The 15858-nt window shown below is 58.9% G+C and carries 16 protein-coding genes; 6 read left to right on the top strand and 10 right to left on the bottom strand.

Annotated elements, in window-relative coordinates; translation table 11 throughout:
* Nucleotides 1-66: 66 nt before the first annotated feature.
* Nucleotides 67-552, bottom strand: a complete 486-nt coding sequence (gene rssC / locus BLR16_RS18930; protein ID WP_003315067.1) for an anti-sigma factor antagonist RssC — start codon at nucleotides 550-552, stop codon at nucleotides 67-69.
* Complete coding sequence (rssB, locus tag BLR16_RS18925; RefSeq protein ID WP_003315068.1) at nucleotides 549-1733, bottom strand: two-component system response regulator RssB; 1185 nt, start codon at nucleotides 1731-1733, stop codon at nucleotides 549-551. The genes rssC and rssB overlap by 4 nt, the downstream gene beginning before the upstream one ends.
* Nucleotides 1734-2000: 267 nt before the next feature.
* Between rssB and BLR16_RS18920 the strand changes: the two genes are divergently transcribed.
* Nucleotides 2001-2300, top strand: coding sequence for a PilZ domain-containing protein (locus tag BLR16_RS18920; protein WP_003371638.1), 300 nt, complete (start codon nucleotides 2001-2003; stop codon nucleotides 2298-2300).
* Nucleotides 2301-2388: 88 nt separating this feature from the next.
* Here BLR16_RS18920 and BLR16_RS18915 read toward each other — a convergent pair whose 3' ends face one another.
* Nucleotides 2389-3090 (bottom strand): MlaA family lipoprotein, encoded by a 702-nt coding sequence (locus tag BLR16_RS18915; protein WP_003371636.1) that lies wholly within the window; start codon nucleotides 3088-3090, stop codon nucleotides 2389-2391.
* A gap of 198 nt (nucleotides 3091-3288) precedes the next feature.
* Between BLR16_RS18915 and BLR16_RS18910 the strand changes: the two genes are divergently transcribed.
* Nucleotides 3289-3897 (top strand): HAD superfamily inactivated hydrolase PcrP, encoded by a 609-nt coding sequence (locus BLR16_RS18910; RefSeq protein ID WP_003436603.1) that lies wholly within the window; start codon nucleotides 3289-3291, stop codon nucleotides 3895-3897.
* 103 nt (nucleotides 3898-4000) lie between these two features.
* Entirely contained in the window at nucleotides 4001-4270 is a 270-nt protein-coding gene (locus BLR16_RS18905) for a DUF4404 family protein (protein WP_003315072.1), read from the top strand.
* 172 nt (nucleotides 4271-4442) lie between these two features.
* On the opposite strand, the gene queF is transcribed toward BLR16_RS18905, so the two are convergent.
* The 4 genes from queF to BLR16_RS18885 form a co-directional block, all read right to left on the bottom strand.
* On the bottom strand, nucleotides 4443-5273 hold the full coding sequence (gene queF / locus BLR16_RS18900) for an NADPH-dependent 7-cyano-7-deazaguanine reductase QueF (RefSeq protein ID WP_003436606.1): 831 nt from the start codon (nucleotides 5271-5273) through the stop codon (nucleotides 4443-4445).
* Nucleotides 5274-5402: 129 nt separating this feature from the next.
* A complete protein-coding gene (locus tag BLR16_RS18895; RefSeq protein WP_003371628.1) occupies nucleotides 5403-6647 on the bottom strand; it encodes a lipoprotein-releasing ABC transporter permease subunit in 1245 nt (414 codons plus the stop codon).
* 75 nt (nucleotides 6648-6722) lie between these two features.
* Nucleotides 6723-7406, bottom strand: coding sequence for a lipoprotein-releasing ABC transporter ATP-binding protein LolD (lolD, locus tag BLR16_RS18890; protein WP_016567727.1), 684 nt, complete (start codon nucleotides 7404-7406; stop codon nucleotides 6723-6725).
* 7 nt (nucleotides 7407-7413) lie between these two features.
* Nucleotides 7414-8664, bottom strand: a complete 1251-nt coding sequence (locus tag BLR16_RS18885) for a lipoprotein-releasing ABC transporter permease subunit (protein WP_003315078.1) — start codon at nucleotides 8662-8664, stop codon at nucleotides 7414-7416.
* A 102-nt stretch (nucleotides 8665-8766) separates the two neighbouring features.
* Here BLR16_RS18885 and BLR16_RS18880 point away from each other — a divergent pair, with 102 nt between their 5' ends.
* Together BLR16_RS18880 and BLR16_RS18875 are read left to right on the top strand one after the other, a co-directional pair.
* Complete coding sequence (locus BLR16_RS18880; RefSeq protein ID WP_003371621.1) at nucleotides 8767-9354, top strand: PilZ domain-containing protein; 588 nt, start codon at nucleotides 8767-8769, stop codon at nucleotides 9352-9354.
* Nucleotides 9355-9398: 44 nt separating this feature from the next.
* The gene (locus BLR16_RS18875; protein WP_003371619.1) at nucleotides 9399-10121 is read left to right on the top strand and encodes a glycerophosphodiester phosphodiesterase; all 723 of its coding nucleotides are present in this window, start codon (nucleotides 9399-9401) and stop codon (nucleotides 10119-10121) included.
* Between the two features lie 42 nt (nucleotides 10122-10163).
* Here the strand turns inward: BLR16_RS18875 and sthA are convergent, their stop codons facing one another.
* The gene (sthA, locus tag BLR16_RS18870; protein ID WP_003436620.1) at nucleotides 10164-11558 is read right to left on the bottom strand and encodes a Si-specific NAD(P)(+) transhydrogenase; all 1395 of its coding nucleotides are present in this window, start codon (nucleotides 11556-11558) and stop codon (nucleotides 10164-10166) included.
* A 165-nt stretch (nucleotides 11559-11723) separates the two neighbouring features.
* On the bottom strand, nucleotides 11724-12746 hold the full coding sequence (locus tag BLR16_RS18865; RefSeq protein WP_161437871.1) for an FAD:protein FMN transferase: 1023 nt from the start codon (nucleotides 12744-12746) through the stop codon (nucleotides 11724-11726).
* Nucleotides 12747-13128: 382 nt separating this feature from the next.
* On the opposite strand from BLR16_RS18865, the gene BLR16_RS18860 reads away from it, so the two are divergent.
* Nucleotides 13129-14421: an MFS transporter gene (locus BLR16_RS18860; RefSeq protein ID WP_003371614.1), complete on the top strand. Its 1293-nt coding sequence runs from the start codon at nucleotides 13129-13131 to the stop codon at nucleotides 14419-14421.
* Nucleotides 14422-14483: 62 nt separating this feature from the next.
* Here BLR16_RS18860 and BLR16_RS18855 read toward each other — a convergent pair whose 3' ends face one another.
* On the bottom strand, nucleotides 14484-15746 hold the full coding sequence (locus tag BLR16_RS18855) for an MFS transporter (RefSeq protein ID WP_003371612.1): 1263 nt from the start codon (nucleotides 15744-15746) through the stop codon (nucleotides 14484-14486).
* Between the last annotated feature and the right edge of the window lie 112 nt (nucleotides 15747-15858).

Raw genomic sequence — 15858 nt, 5'->3', positions numbered from 1 at the left:
CTTCGCAGGTGTCGCCCTTTTTGCTGCCTGGGGTTCGGCGATCAGAGAGACAGACGCAACTGATACCTAGCGCTGACCTTCCAGTGCATTGACCAGATCATGGAACGCTTCACGATTGGAATCGTTGAGGCCCATCAGGATCTTGTGCGCTTCAAGCACCTTGGCTTTCACCACTTCTTCGCACTGGTCCTGTGAAGGCAGATCAGTCAGGCACTCAGGCCGCGGCAGAGGCCGGTCAACGATGTTGAAGACCTGATCGAAGCCCATCGACTGCAACAGGCGCGTGATGTCCTCGTGAGTAGTCACGAGCGTCGGTAACAGGCCCACCTTCTGGCGTGACAGAATCGAGAGTTTGGCCAGCAGGCCAAGCGTGGTGCTGTCAATGCTGCGCGTTTCGGTCAGGTCAATGACCACCGCCGAGAAATTCAGCGCAGTGAAGATGCGCTCGATAGTCGCATCCAGGGCCGAACACAGCGTCAACCGTACTTCACCCACGAACTTGAGAACGAAGGTGCCTTCCTGCTCGGCGAACTGGATTCTACCGGTACTCATTCAAGATTCCTGCTTAACACTAACAAGGCGATATCATCCGGCATCTCCCCTAGCGTTGCCAATTCAAAAACCCGCTGCAAGCCATCCAGGCTGCCGCCAGCCGTCTTGACCAATTCGGGAAGGACGGCTTCTTTCTCTTTGAGTGTATCACCGGGTAACAAGTCCAGTATGCCATCAGACAACATGGTCAGACTGAAGGACTCGGGCAGATCAATTTCATGATCCTGATAGGTGGCCTCATTGAACAACCCGACCGGCAGTCCACGACCTTCCAGATAATGCGCCTGCCCTTCGGAATACAACACAGGCAGTGGCAGATGTCCGCCCACTGCGTACGTCAGTTTACCTGACTCTTCATCGATGACACCGCCGACCATCGTAACGTGCTTGCCCAGCTTGCAACTGATAAGGCCGCGATTGATATGCCCCAGCACATCCGATGGCTTGAACTCCGGAAGCGTTCCGCCACGCTTGGACTCGAACAGCAGCCGCGTGGTCATGAACTTCAGCAGTACGGTAATGAATGCCGATGACGCCCCATGACCTGAAACATCGGCCAGGTAAAAAGCGACACGCCGCTCGTCGACCCTGAAATAATCGACAAAATCGCCGGACAGGTACAACGACGGAATGATCTGGTGGGCAAACTTGAATGCATCAATCGACCACGGAGTGATTGGCAGCATGTTCATCTGCACTTGCCGACCTGCGTCCTGGTCTTCCTGCAACAGGTGAAGGCTGGCTTCGAGTTCGCGATTGGCCTTTTCCAGCTTTTCGCGGTAGACCTGGTTTTCAGTGAGCAGGCGCGCCCGATCCAGCGCACGGCGCACCGAATGCTCGAGCACGGCAAGATCTTCGAGAGGCTTGATCAGGTAGTCGGCAGCGCCAAGGCGCAAGGCCTCGACTGCATCGCTCATCACGCCCGCACCGGAAACGACGATGACAGGCGTCTGCGGAGCGATGGCGGTGACCTGACGGATCAGCTCAAGCCCGCCCATCTGTGGCATGCGAAGATCGCAGACCACCAGATCGGGGTTCTCCTGCTCGAATATCTGAATTCCCTGCAAGCCATTACTCGCTTGCAGAACGCTGAAGCCACTGTCTTCAAGGTAGGCGGCAAGGCTTGCGCGCACTACGTCGTCGTCATCGATAATCAGCAGCTTGGCACTGGTTTTTGGCATGGGGGCAAACGGCGCCAGATCAGGTTGGCGTAGGCGGCCCGGGATTACCGGAAACCGCTTACTGGATTCGCTTCTAGCCTCTCCGCAATAACACGCAGTAACTTGATAAGTCTGTCGTGTTTCAGAGGTGCCCTTCAAGGCGCAGACGGTACTCCCATCCGACGGGTGTTTCAAGCATGCTCCTACCCTCACTTTGCGCTCTTTACATCGCAAATCACCCAGAGTTATAAGAACTCACAAATCAGCAACTAAAACGAAGGACTGTACATGAGTCGAAATGATCGCGACTACGAGGAAAAGCGGGATTACATCCGCATGCGCGTCGATGCAGACGTCAACCTGATCCACGCCGGCCAGGTCATCCCTGCCGTATGCATTGATCTTTCAAGCTCCGGCATGCAGGTTCAGGCGCCACGCTTGTTCCAGGTCGGAGACAAACTCAGCGTGCGCATTGACTCTGACCATCCTGCGCTCAAAGGGCTTGAAGCCGAAACCGAGGTGGTCTGGGTGAATGATGAAGAAGGTGGCGTACAGAAACTGGGACTTTCAATCGTCTCGATGAAGTGAAAACAGGCGGAACAGGTTCACATTTTTACAAAATAATAAAGGCGACCCAGGGTCGCCTTTATTGATTCATGCAGAGGCAAAGCAGTGATTAAAAATCGTCTTCGACCTTGCCATCCTTGACCTTGAACTCGCGGTTCTGCAAATAGGCATTGCGAATGAAGGTGTAGCGATCGCCACTGACCATGCGCTCGGCAGACAGCAGGCTGGCCCGCGTATCGACCAGGTTGACGCCCAGCGCCGTGTTACGGGTCGGGACATGATCGATGTAGCGGTAAGGCGAGGTGTAGGTGTCCGGGTACTTGGCGAACGCATCACGTACGGTGCTTGGCCCCAGAAACGGAATGACCACGAACGGGCCGCTCGGCACGCCCCAGTAGCCCAGCGTCTGACCGAAGTCTTCATCGTTGCGCTGCAGGCCCATGCGGGTACCCACGTCGATGAAGCCCAGCAGACCGAAAGTAGTGTTGACGATCAGGCGCGCCGTGTCGACGCCCGCCGCTTCAGGCTTGGCCTGCAGCACGTTGTTCGCCAGGTTGCCGACATCGCCGATGTTGCTGAAGAAGTTATGGATACCGTCTTCGACGAATTGCGGCGCGATGTACTGATACCCCTTGGCCAGCGGCTTGAGCGTGTAGGCATCAAGGGTATCGTTGAAGGTGAAAATGGAACGGTTGATACCTTCCCAGGGATCGTCCTCAGCGGCCTGAACGGCTACTGGAACCAGCGCGATGCCTGCACACAGGGACAATTGCACCAAACGTTTGATAAAGCCTGCACCGGTCACGGGCATAGCTGACACTCCTGATCGAGATATCGAAATAATGACGCGGGTGCTACGCCCCACACGCTAGGACAGGGAGTATAAAGCCTTCTGTCGAGAATAAGGCAGGTCTGTCAGCAAAGGGTTCCGCATAAACCCCGTCATCGCACATTCATCGAAGCGTCACAAAAGATCGGTAGCGTTTCTCGATATTTCAGAGAGATCCTCATGCTCGCCCCGGTCATCACGCCTTTGCCAACCTTCCCTGCCCTGCTGTTCGGCCTGAGCGGCTGCCTGGTGGACTTCGGTGCGCAGGCCGCGAACTCGCGCGCACCCGGCCATGAGCACACACAGTTCACACCGGGCGCAGAGGCTATTCTGCAGACCCTGCGCGAGCAGAGCATGCCTTGCGCCTGGCTCGAGGAACTGCCTGAAAGCGTGAGCAGCGCACTGGCTGTGCCGGTGAATGACTGGATGATTCCCGCGCCCCGCCCCACTGCAGGCTGGCCCGCCCCGGATGCCTGCTGGATGGCATTGATGGCCCTGAAAGTCAGCCACCTGGATGGTTGCGTCCTGATCAGCGGCGACCCGCGCCTGTTGCAGTCCGGACTGAACGCCGGACTGTGGACCATTGGCCTGGCATCCTGCGGACCACTGTGCGGGCTCTCGCCTTCACAATGGCAGGCACTCGGCGATGCAGAACGCGAACAGCGACGCGCACAGGCCACGCTCAAACTCTATTCGCTGGGCGTGCATTCGGTGATCGACCACCTGGGTGAACTGGAATCCTGCCTGGCCGACATTGCCCTGCGACGCAGCAAGGGCGAAAAACCCTGATACATATGCAGCAAGGCGTTGACTGGATTAGTCTTGAGTGAACATGGACCTTTAACGCTCCGGCGAAGTCCATGAGACAGACTTATCAATCAAGGAGCACGTCATGCCCGCCCGCGAACTGCAAGAGCAACTCAATACCCTGCGCGAGCAACTGGAGCATAACCCGCCGATGTCAGAGTCCGAGCGGGAAAACCTGCACGAACTCATGCAACAAATTGAAACTAAAATTCAGCTGGAACAGGCCACCCACGAGCAGGACAGCAGCCTGGCTGATGGCGTGAATCTGGCCGTCGAGCGTTTCGAGCTGGAGCATCCGACCATCGCCGGCACCTTGCGCAACATCGTGCAGACGCTAGGCAATATCGGGGTCTGATTGGGGGATGCCGTTCTAATGGCTCTGCGTCCGGCCGCTGATGCGCGGTGCGACGCAGAGTTTTGACGCAGAGCGTCACCCAATGCATGCCCACACACCTATCGTTCCTCACGCTCCGCGTGGGAATGCCGTTCCGGACGCTCTGCGTCCACGCCCTTGGCGGCAGACGCTATTACTGCCGCGCCAGCCTGCGATTGCTCACGTCCAGCGTTTCTGTGCTGCGATACGGGTTGATATCCAGACCCCCGCGGCGCACGTAGCGTGCGTAAACCGTCAGTTTTTCCGGTTTGAGCAAACGCTGCAGGTCGAGGAAGATTCTTTCCACACACTGCTCGTGAAAGTCCGAATGCTGGCGGAAGCTGACGATATACGCCAGCAGGCTGGCATGATCCAGCGCCGCGCCGCGATATTCGACGACTACACTGCCCCAGTCGGGCTGACTGGTGACCGGGCAGTTGGACTTGAGCAGGTGACTGTGCACGCTCTCTTCCACCACCCGCGAGTCATCACAATGCAGCAACTCGGGCTGCGGCCGGTCATAGCTGCTGACCGAGATGTCCAGGTCGTCGATACATACGCCCGGCAAAGCCGCGACACCTTCTTCTTCGATCGCCGCCAGACTGCGAATACGCACCCCGACCGGCTTGCCCGCCGCGGCCGACAGATCCTGCTCAAGGGTGGTCTGCAGCTGTTCGACGCTCGCGAAAGCTGTCTGATTCAGCGAATTGAGGTACAGCTTGAACGACTTCGATTCGATGATGTTCGGCGATTCGGCCGGAATACTGAATTCGCCAATGGCCACCACCGGCTTGCCGGAAGGCAGCAGCCATGACAGCTCGTAGCAGTTCCAGAAATCGACACCCTGATAAGGCAGCGTCTGCGCGGTGAGCCCAAGCTCGGCCCATTTTGCGGCACGAGGAATCGGGAACAACAGAGACGGCGTGTAGGTGGCGATGTACTCACTGGACTTGCCCAGCGGCGAGTGTTCGGCTGCGGGATGCATGGCGATACCTGGATCATGAATTAACGCGGCGAGTTTATAGCGTTTGCGCGGGGCTTTCAGCGAAATCAGCCTTGCCCCGCCACCCGCGCAGGCCGCCGTGCGGCCTCGACGAAGGTGGCTAAGGCCCTGTCACTCGTAACGCAGTGCGTGCGCTGGCTGGATCTGCGCGGCGCGCCATGCGGGGTAGATGGTCGCCAGAAAGCTCAGGATAAACCCGGCACTGCAGATCAGCAGCACGTCACCGGCCTGCAGTTCGGACGGCAGGTTGCTGATGAAATACACATCGGAACTGAAGATGTGCTGGCCGCTGACCCGCTCGATCCAGCCCACCAGGCTGCTGACGTTCAGCGCTGCAATAATCCCCAGGATGCCGCCGATCAATGTACCGACAATGCCGATGACGGTGCCCTGGACCACGAAAATCGCCATGATCTGCCGCGGCGTGGCGCCGATGGTGCGCAGGATGGCGATATCTGCGCCCTTGTCGTTGACCACCATGATTAGCGTGGCAATGATGTTGAACGCAGCCACGGCGACGATCATCAGCAGCAACAGACCGATCATGGTCTTTTCCATCTTCATGGCGCTGAACAGGCTGCCCTGAGTGTGGGTCCAGTCATCGGCGCGATAGCCCTCACCGAGGCCGGCGGCAATGGCGGTGGACACCTGAGGCGCCTTGTACAGATCCTTGAGCGCCAGTCGCACACCCTGAACCTGGTTCGGCTGCCAGCGCTGCATCTGTGCCGCATCGGCGATGTTGATCAGGCCCATCGAACCGTCCAGCTCGGCACCGACCTTGAAGATACCCACGACAGTCAGGCGTTGCAGGCGCGGCGTGATGCCGCCAGGGGCGCTGCTCACTTCCGGCACGATCAGGGTCAGCTTGTCGCCGATAGTCAAACGAAAGCGGCGTGCGGTGATATCACCGAGCACCACGCCGAACTCGCCCGGCTTGAGGTCTTCGAGGCTTCCGCGGGTGATGTGCTGCGTGACGATCGACACTTCATGTTCCAGCGCCGGGTCGACACCGCTGATCTGGATCGGCTGCATCGAGCCCTTGTAGGACAGCATGCCTTCCATGTCGGTGAACGGCACGGCAGCAGTGACTTCAGGGTTTTTCAGCGCAGCGTCGGCCAGCGGTTTCCAGTCATCGACCGGCGTGGTACCGGCAATGACCGCGTGCGGCACCATGCCGAGAATCCGCGAGCTCATTTCCCGCTGGAAACCGTTCATGACCGACAGCACCACGATCATCGCCAGGACACCGAGTGCCAGACCGATCATCGAGGTCATCGAAATGAACGAGATGAAGCTTTTGCGGCGTTTGGCGCGGGTATAGCGCATGCCGATGAAGATGGGTAACGGTCTGAACATTCGCGAAGCACCGTGGAAAAATACACCGTATAAAAACTGGAACCCGACGCGATGAATGGCGCCGGGCCGGGTCGATCAGGCCTCGACGAGGCGGCCGTCTTCCAGACGCAGGACACGGTCCATTTGCCGGGCCAGGTTCATGTCATGGGTCACGATCAGAAACGCCGTGCGCGACGACGTGCTCAATTCACGCATCAGGTCCTGAATGCCCTGCGCCGTGTGGTGATCGAGGTTGCCGGTAGGCTCGTCGAGCATCACCAGACCCGGCTGATTGATCAAGGCACGGGCAATTGCCACACGCTGACGCTCGCCACCGGACAGCTCCGAAGGCTTGTGCGCCAGACGATGCCCGAGACCGACACGCTCCAGCAGTGCGGTGGAACGCTTGCGGGCTTCAGGGATGGGCGTACGGCCGATCAGCAATGGCATGCAGACGTTTTCAAGCGCAGTGAATTCCGGCAGCAGATGGTGGAACTGGTAGACGAAACCCAGCGCCCGGTTACGCAGCAGGCCTCGGGCCTTTTCGCCCAGCGCCGACAACTCTTCGCCCGCGAGCCACACACTGCCTTCGGACGGCGTATCCAGCCCACCCAGCAGGTTGAGCAAGGTACTTTTGCCCGACCCCGAACTGCCGACGATCGCGACACGCTCGCCGGGGTGCAACTCCAGCTGCAGACCGGACAACACCACCACGGATTCCGGGCCTTCCTCGTAGGATTTACCCAGGTTGCGGCAACTCAATACTGCTTTATCAGACATGCCCGACTCACTCATAACGTAACGCCTCCGCCGGCTGGGTGCGCGCAGCACGCCAGGCGGGATACAGGGTGGCGAGGAAACTCAGGACCAACGCTGCACCGCAGACCTGGAACACGTCCTGGGCCATCAGTTGCGAAGGCAGGTAATCGATGAAGTAGACGTCGGCGTTGAGAAACTTGTGGCCGATCAGCCCTTCGAGTGCAGCAATGGCTGCGCTGACATTGAGCGCCGCCAGAATACCCAGTGCCGCGCCGATCAGCGTACCGACCACGCCGATCACCGTGCCCTGGACCATGAATATCGCCATGATCTGTCGCGGCGTAGCGCCCAGGGTACGCAGAATGGCGATGTCGCCCTTCTTGTCATTGACCACCATCACCAGCGTGGAAATGATATTGAAGGCCGCCACCGCCACGATCAGCAGCAGCAACAGACCGATCATGGCCTTTTCCATGCGGATGGCCTGATACAGGTTGCCGTGGGTGCGCGTCCAGTCACGCGAGTAGAAATTGTTTTCGCCCAGCTTCTGCGCGATTTCCCACGAGGTACGTGGCGCGGCGAACAGGTCGTCGAACTTGAGACGCAGGCCCTGCACCTGATTGGGCTTCCAGCGGTGCAGACGGCCCAGGTCATCGAGGTTGGTCAGCCCGAGGAAACCGTCGATTTCGCCAGCGCCGACGTGAAAGATGCCGGTCACCTCGAAACGCTTCATGCGCGGGAACATCCCGGCCGGCGTCACCGTTACTTCAGGTGCAACGAAGGTCAGTTTGTCACCGATGCCGACGCCCAGCTTGGCCGCGGCCTTGTCGCCGATCATGATGCCGAAGCTGCCGGGCGAAAGACTGTCGAGCTGGCCCTGCTTGATGAAGTGGTCAATGATCGAGACCTTGCGCTCTTCAAGCGGGTCGATACCGTTGAGCAGCACTTTCTGGACCTTGCCGTCGTGAGTCAGCAAACCCTGCATCTGGGTGAACGGCGCCACGGCCAGCACCTGCGGGTTTTCCTGAACCTTCGCGGCCAGACCGCGCCAGTCGGTGATCGGGTCAGCGGATTCGATGGTCGCGTGCGGCACCATGCCGAGCACACGGGTACGCATTTCGTGATCGAAACCATTCATCACCGATAACACGACTATCATGACCACAACGCCCAGGGCGAGGCCGATCATGGATGTCAGGGAGATGAAGGAAACAAAATGATTGCGTCGCTTCGCACGGGTGTAGCGCGTGCCGATAAATACAAAAAGAGGTCTGAACATGTAGGAATTTGTTCGCAGGAATGAGGACGTCCGTGTGGCGGGCCTTGACGTGCAGCTTTACACTCGAAACTCTCTGACCACCGCCGCTAGCTTGGGTTCGCCATGTCGACATTAGATGAAGCAGGACGCCGCGAATACTACCGTATCGACGACAGCGTCGCACTGGAAATTAACCCCCTGTCTGCCGCCGATCAGGCAAGCCAGGATGCCATGCAGGACACCTCGACGCTGTTCGACCTGCTCAGCGAGCTGCACGTCAGCGAGTTCGAGTCGCAGCATCTGATGCGCCAGCTCGACGAGCGCGACCGGGTGCTGAACAGTTTTCTCAAGTCGCTGAGCAAGCGCATCGACCTGCTGGGCGAAGTGGTTGCCCACACCGCACTGGGCAAACTGGGCGCTCCCCAGCCGGTCAAACTGTCCGAAGGCGGGATCCAGTTCAATTCGCAACAGGCTTTTGCCGTCGGCGAACAGCTGTCGATCAAGATGGTGCTCATGCCACAGGCCGCGGGTCTGATGCTGCGCGCGAGGGTTTCGCAGTGCGACACGCTGGCAGACGGCAACTTCGATGTCAGCACCGATTTTGTCAATCTTCCGGACGCCCAGCGCCAGTTACTCGCCCGCCATGTGTTGCAGCGTCAGGCTCAGCAGCGACGTCAGGCACTGGAACAGGGCCAGCCCTCCGGAAATTGAACGCCCTGCCCCTTTTTCACTATCAGCAGTAGCCAGGAGTAAACGTGACCCTTATCTACGGCCACCGCGGCGCCAAGGGCGAAGCACCGGAAAACACCCTGACCAGCTTTCAGGAATGCCTCAAGCACGGCGTGCGCCGCTGTGAACTGGACCTGCACCTTTCAAAGGACGGGGAGTTGATGGTCATTCACGACCCTACCCTCAAGCGCACCACCGACCGGCGCGGCAAGGTCAATGAACACCTGGCAGCCGATCTGGTGACGTATGACGCACGCAAGGGAGGCCCTGGCTGGGTCTCACCGTGCCCGATTCCACGCCTGGAAGAACTCTTCGAACAATGCGATTTCGAGCACTGGCAGCTGGAGGTCAAAAGCGCTTCACGCACTCGCGCCGCCAACACCGTGCTGGCGATTCGTGAAATGGCTCAGCGCCATGGCTTGCTGGACAAGGTGACGATCACCTCCAGCTCTCGCGAAGTACTGCGCGCCGCGATGGACCTGACGCCGGACATATCGCGCGGGCTGGTAGCCGAGTACGCCTGGCTTGACCCACTGAAGGTCGCCCAGAGTTACGGCTGTGAAATTCTGGCATTGAACTGGACACTGTGTACCCCGGAGCGTCTGCAGAAAGCACAGCGTCAGGGCCTGCATGTGTCGGTATGGACAGTCAACGAGCCTGCCTTGATGCGCAGGCTCGCTGATTTCGGCGTCGACAGCCTGATTACAGACTTTCCCGGTTTGGCCACTGCCACGCTCGGGAATCGCTGAAATCGGTCTCCCCGGCCGGCTCAGGCCACCGGCCGGAGTCGCTTAAAAAAGCCGGTTAAGGCCGTCGTATGCAGCTACCCGATAGGCTTCGGCCATGGTCGGGTAGTTGAAGGTGGTGTTGACGAAGTACTTCATGGTGTTCGCTTCACCCGGCTGGCTCATGATTGCCTGACCGATGTGCACGATCTCGGACGCCTGGTCACCGAAGCAATGCACGCCCAGCACTTCGAGCGTCTCGCGGTGGAACAGGATCTTCAGCATCCCGACCCGCTCCCCGGAAATCTGCGCACGCGCCATGCCCTTGAAGAACGCCTTGCCCACTTCGTAAGGCACCTTGGCCTGCGTCAGTTCGTGTTCGTTCTTGCCGATCGAGCTGATCTCGGGGATGGTGTAGATCCCGGTCGGCACATCGTTGACATAACGCCAGCTGCCATTGTCGACCATACTGCCCGCTGCCGAACGACCCTGGTCGTAAGCCGCACTGGCCAGGCTTGGCCAGCCAATCACATCGCCGGCGCCGTAGACGTTGGAAACGCTGGTGCGGTAGGTCTCGTCCACTTCGATCTGACCACGGCCGTTGGCCTTCAGACCGATGTTCTCAAGACCCAGCTTGTCGGTGTTGCCGGTACGGCCGTTGCACCACAGCAAGGCATCGGCCTTGATCTTCTTGCCGGACTTGAGGTGCAGGATAACGCCGTTATCCAGACCTTCGACCTTCTCGTATTCTTCGTTGTGGCGAACCATCACGTTGTTGTTACTGAAGTGATAGCTCAGCGCCTGGGAAATTTCCGAATCCAGGAAGCTCAGCAACTGGTCACGGTTATCGACCAGCTCGACCAGCACGCCAAGGCCACTGAAGATCGAGGCGTATTCACAGCCGATCACACCGGCGCCATAAATGATCAGCTTGCGCGGGGTATGGCCCAGGCTGAGGATGGTGTCGCTGTCGTAGATGCGTTTGTGACTGAAATCGATATCGGCCGGCCGATAAGGGCGCGAACCGGTGGCGATGATGATCTGGTTGGCCACCAGCTTTTCCACCACACCGTTGGTGCAGACCACGTTGATGCTGGTCTCGTCGGCAAAACTGCCGGTGCCGAAGAACACGTCGACGCGGTTACGGGCGTAGTAACTGGTGCGCGAGGCCACTTGCTTTGAGATGACCATTTCGGCGTTTTTCAACACATCCGGAAACGAAAACCAGCGCGGCTCGCCGATGGCACGGAACATGGGATTGGTGTTGAACTGAATGATCTGCTTGACCGAGTGACGCAGGGCCTTGGACGGAATGGTACCCAAATGGGTGCAGTTACCGCCCACCTGCCGACGGCTGTCGACCATGGCGACCTTGCGCCCCGCCTTGGCGGCGTTCATTGCCGCGCCTTCTCCGGCAGGGCCGGAACCCAGTACCACTACGTCGTAGTTGTAGACAGCCATGCGTACTCCTTTAAACAGACCGAGGCGCCACTCTGGCATCTCTGGCTAAATCACGCGGCGCAGTCTAGCGCTACACCGAGGCGGCGAACATTAACCCTTGGTCGCGTCGAAGGCCAATTTTTGTCTGCACGAGGCGCCAGTGACCGGCTGATCCGGCATGTTGAATTAGCGCGACTGCTCCACGACCAGACGATCAAACGACGCGTTGCTGCGGATGATAAAGCGCTTATCGGCACGAATCACAAAAAAAGCAGGGATTTTATGTTCTTGCGCATAATTCCAGCCCTGTTGCGGGCCGAGAATCAACAGCAGGGAGGACAGACCGTCGGCCATCAGCGCCGAGGGATGAATGACGGTCACCGACGCCAGGCCGTGGCTGGTCGGCTTACCGGTCAAGGCATCGAGCGTATCGGAAATGCGCCACCCGTCATGGTCGATGTAACGACGATAGTCGCCCGACGTAGATACGGCGTAGCCCTTCAGCGGAAATACCTTTTGCGTGACATTGCCATCATCGAGCGGCGCATCGAGCGTCACTCGCCAGGGCGAGCCGTCAGGCTTAAGCCCGCTGACTTTCAGTTCACCCGTAGCCTGCACCAGATAATCGTGCAAGCCGAGCGCGTCCATCCGCTCGCTGATGCGATCTACCGCATAGCCGGCGGCGATGCTGTTGAGGTCCACTTGCACGGCAGCACTCTTGCACAACCGGTCGCCGACGATGCGCAGGTTGCGATAGCCGACCAGCGCCTGAGTCCGGGCCAGTTGCCGCACCAGCGGCATCTGCTCGAACAGCATATGAGGCCCCAATCCCCACAGGTCCATCAGCGGCTTGATCGTCAGATCGAAGGCACCGTCGCTCTCCTGCGATAGCTGTTCGCCCACACCGATCATCTTCAAGACCGATTCCGGCATCGCCTGGCAGCTATTGGCAGGCAATGCATTGAAGCGTTCGATATCAGAATCAGTGCGCCAGAGCGACATCTGCTGATCGACCTCGTCCAGAATCGCTTCAACCTCGGGACGCACAGCCGCAGGCTCTGGCTGCCCGGAAGCGCGCGCATACATCACGGAATAATGGCTGCCCATGGTCGGCCCGCCAAAGCTTTCCAGCTTGCGTTCCTGGCCACAACCACCGCACACCAGCAACACGAGGCACCCTGCAACCTTGCCAAACCTACGCAAACCCATGCCCCGCACTATAAAAACCTTCAAAGTGACTTGCCGCCATCGGCGAACAAGACAGAAAAGCGTCCATAAACCCGCCCTGACACCCCGTGAACAACCCCAATACAAGGCCAACCGGCATATTGAGTGGTCGAAGGCGACTTATGATCCCTGCGTGACATGCCTGTTCATCAGGTTTCATCAAAATGACACGCCGCAAGATCTCAATTGTCTTGACCTGTCAAGCGTCAGTTAACCGATAGCAAATCGCCGAAACGGTTGTCTTTGAGCCCTGTTACACATACTGTTACAAGTGCGCATCGCCAGTTGCACACACGAAGTGACGATGCGAACGGGATAAAAACGACAACGGACTCCAAGCCGACGAGCCTGAGCGAGTAACTAAATGGCCTCCACAACAAGTAAGGGCAAAGCGATCTTTCGCGTTGTCAGCGGTAACTTCCTCGAGATGTTCGATTTCATGGTCTATGGCTTCTACGCCACGGCCATCGCAAAAACCTTCTTCCCTTCCGACAGCGCTTTCGCTTCGTTGATGCTGTCGCTGGCGACCTTCGGCGCAGGCTTCCTCATGCGTCCTCTGGGCGCGATTTTTCTCGGCGCTTACATCGACCGTCACGGGCGTCGCAAAGGGCTGATTATCACCCTTGCGATGATGGCAATGGGCACTCTGTTGATTGCCTGCGTGCCGGGCTACGCCACACTGGGTGTCATCGCACCCTTGCTGGTGCTGCTCGGTCGTTTGCTGCAAGGTTTCTCGGCGGGTGTGGAACTGGGTGGCGTTTCGGTGTATCTGGCTGAAATCTCGACACCGGGCCGCAAAGGCTTCTTCGTCAGCTGGCAGTCCGCCAGCCAACAGGCCGCCGTGGTCTTTGCCGGCTTGCTGGGCGTGGGTCTGAACCACTGGCTGAGCCCTGAGCAGATGGGCGAATGGGGCTGGCGCGTGCCGTTCCTGATCGGCTGCCTGATCGTGCCGGCGATCTTCATCATCCGTCGCTCGCTGGAAGAGTCCCCGGAGTTCGAAGCCCGTAGCCATCGCCCAACGCTGCGTGAAGTGGTGCGCTCCATCAGCCAGAACTTTGGCCTGGTGCTGGGTGGCATGGCATTGGTGGTGATGACCACCGTGTCGTTCTACCTGATCACCGCCTACACTCCGACCTTCGGCAAGAACGAACTGAACCTGACCGACCTGGAAAGCCTGCTGGTGACGGTCTGCGTGGGTGTGTCCAACTTCATCTGGCTGCCGATCATGGGTTCGTTCTCCGATCGCATCGGCCGCAAGCCGCTGCTGATTGCCGCGACCGTGCTGGCCATCGCCACTGCCTACCCTGCCCTGTCGTGGCTGGTCGCACACCCGAGCTTCGGCAATCTGCTGATGGTCGAGTTGTGGTTCTCGTTCCTGTACGGCTCCTACAACGGCGCGATGGTCGTGGCGCTGACCGAGATCATGCCGGTCGAAGTCCGCACCACGGGTTTCTCGCTGGCCTACAGCCTGGCGACCGCGACCTTCGGCGGCTTCACCCCGGCGGCCTGTACTTACCTGATTCACGAATTGGGCAACAAGGCAGCGCCAGGCATCTGGCTGACCGGCGCAGCAGTGCTGGGCCTGGTGGCCACGCTGGTGCTGTTCCGCAAGGGCGGGCAAAAGCTTGAAGCGCCTGTGGCGGCTTCCGCCAGCTGATCGATCGCTGCATCGCAAAAGAAAACCCCGGCTTGAGAGACTCTCGGCCGGGGTTTTGCGTTTCAGGCACTGCGTTTCCAGGGACGGAAGCTGAGCCAGAGCAGCACGCCAGGCAATTGCAGGGCAATCATGAGGCCCAACGACCACTGGTAAGCCTCGAACGAGTGACCGGCGCCCTGAGATGCTGGCCATAGATTAAGGACAGCGCCCATCAGCCACTGGAGGAAAAACGCCAGCACGAATACCACCAGATTGAATGAAGAACTCACCCTGCCCGCCAGTTCCGGTGATACCGATTGCGCCACAATGGCGTAGTTCATGGTCGTCGAGGTGCCGAAGAAGCTGAAGCCCATGGCAATCAGATAAGGCGATACCGGCAAGCCGCTGGCCATCAGCACCTGAAAACCGATAAAGATCACCATACCGGTGCCACAGATCATGATCGGCTGCACACCGAACCTGCGCAGATAATCGGTGATCGCGCCGAACGTCAGAGATCCCGCCACCATCGCGATAGCTCCGAACAACAGCACATTGGCCATCCCGGAATCGCTCAAGCCCGCCATATCACGTAACCACGGCCCCATCCACAGAGACAGTACCGACATGTAGATGGCGTGCGCGAACACCGAGTACAGCGCCAGACGCCAGAACGTCCACGACGAGTACAGTTTGCCGACCGCGGCAAACATATCGCTGTATCGCGTGTTTTTACTTTCGTAGGCTTTGGGGACGCTGAGGTGTATGACCACCGCCACACAAAAGGTCAGCAGCGCCAGAACAAGAAATGCTTCTCGCCAGGTCAACCAGCTCAGCAGCACATGCAAAGGCGTAGTCGACGCCATCGCGCCCAGCCCGCCAATCGACAGCAGACAGGCGGTACTCAGTGGCAAACGCTCGACCGGCAACCAGATGGCACACGCCTTGATGGCGCTCATCAGCGAACCCGCCACCCCCAGGCCGATCAGACCACGCCCGATCAACAACCCGGTTTCGGTGCTGGAAATACTGAAGATGACCGAACCGGCAACCGCGAACAACAGCATCGGCGCCTGAACGCTGCGTGGCCCATAGCGGTCCAGCATGACGCCGAGCGGAATCTGCGCGGCGGCGAAGGTCAGAAAGTACACGCCGGTCAGCAAACCCAGACTGCTGGCGGGCAAGCTCAGGTCAGTTTGCAGATCGACGTAGATCACCGCATTGACGGTACGAAACAGGTAGGAAACGAAATGCCCCAGCCCGAAGGGGATGAAGATCGTCAGAAACAGCAGGAAGAAGCTGCTTTTGAGGGGGTGTTGCGAACCGTCCAGGGCCGAACTGCTCATCCTTGATACTCCATCGTTCAGAAAATCTGCGCGTGACAGATTCTCATGGCCAGCCACAAAACAAAACGGGCCGAAGCCTGCTTGCGCAGGGATCGGCCCGTTTATCTGCTGC

It is taken from the genome of Pseudomonas sp. BS3767 (assembly GCF_900099665.1).
Classification (GTDB): Bacteria; Pseudomonadota; Gammaproteobacteria; order Pseudomonadales; family Pseudomonadaceae; genus Aquipseudomonas; species Aquipseudomonas cerasi.
This window is presented reverse-complemented; position numbering and strand designations above follow the sequence as displayed.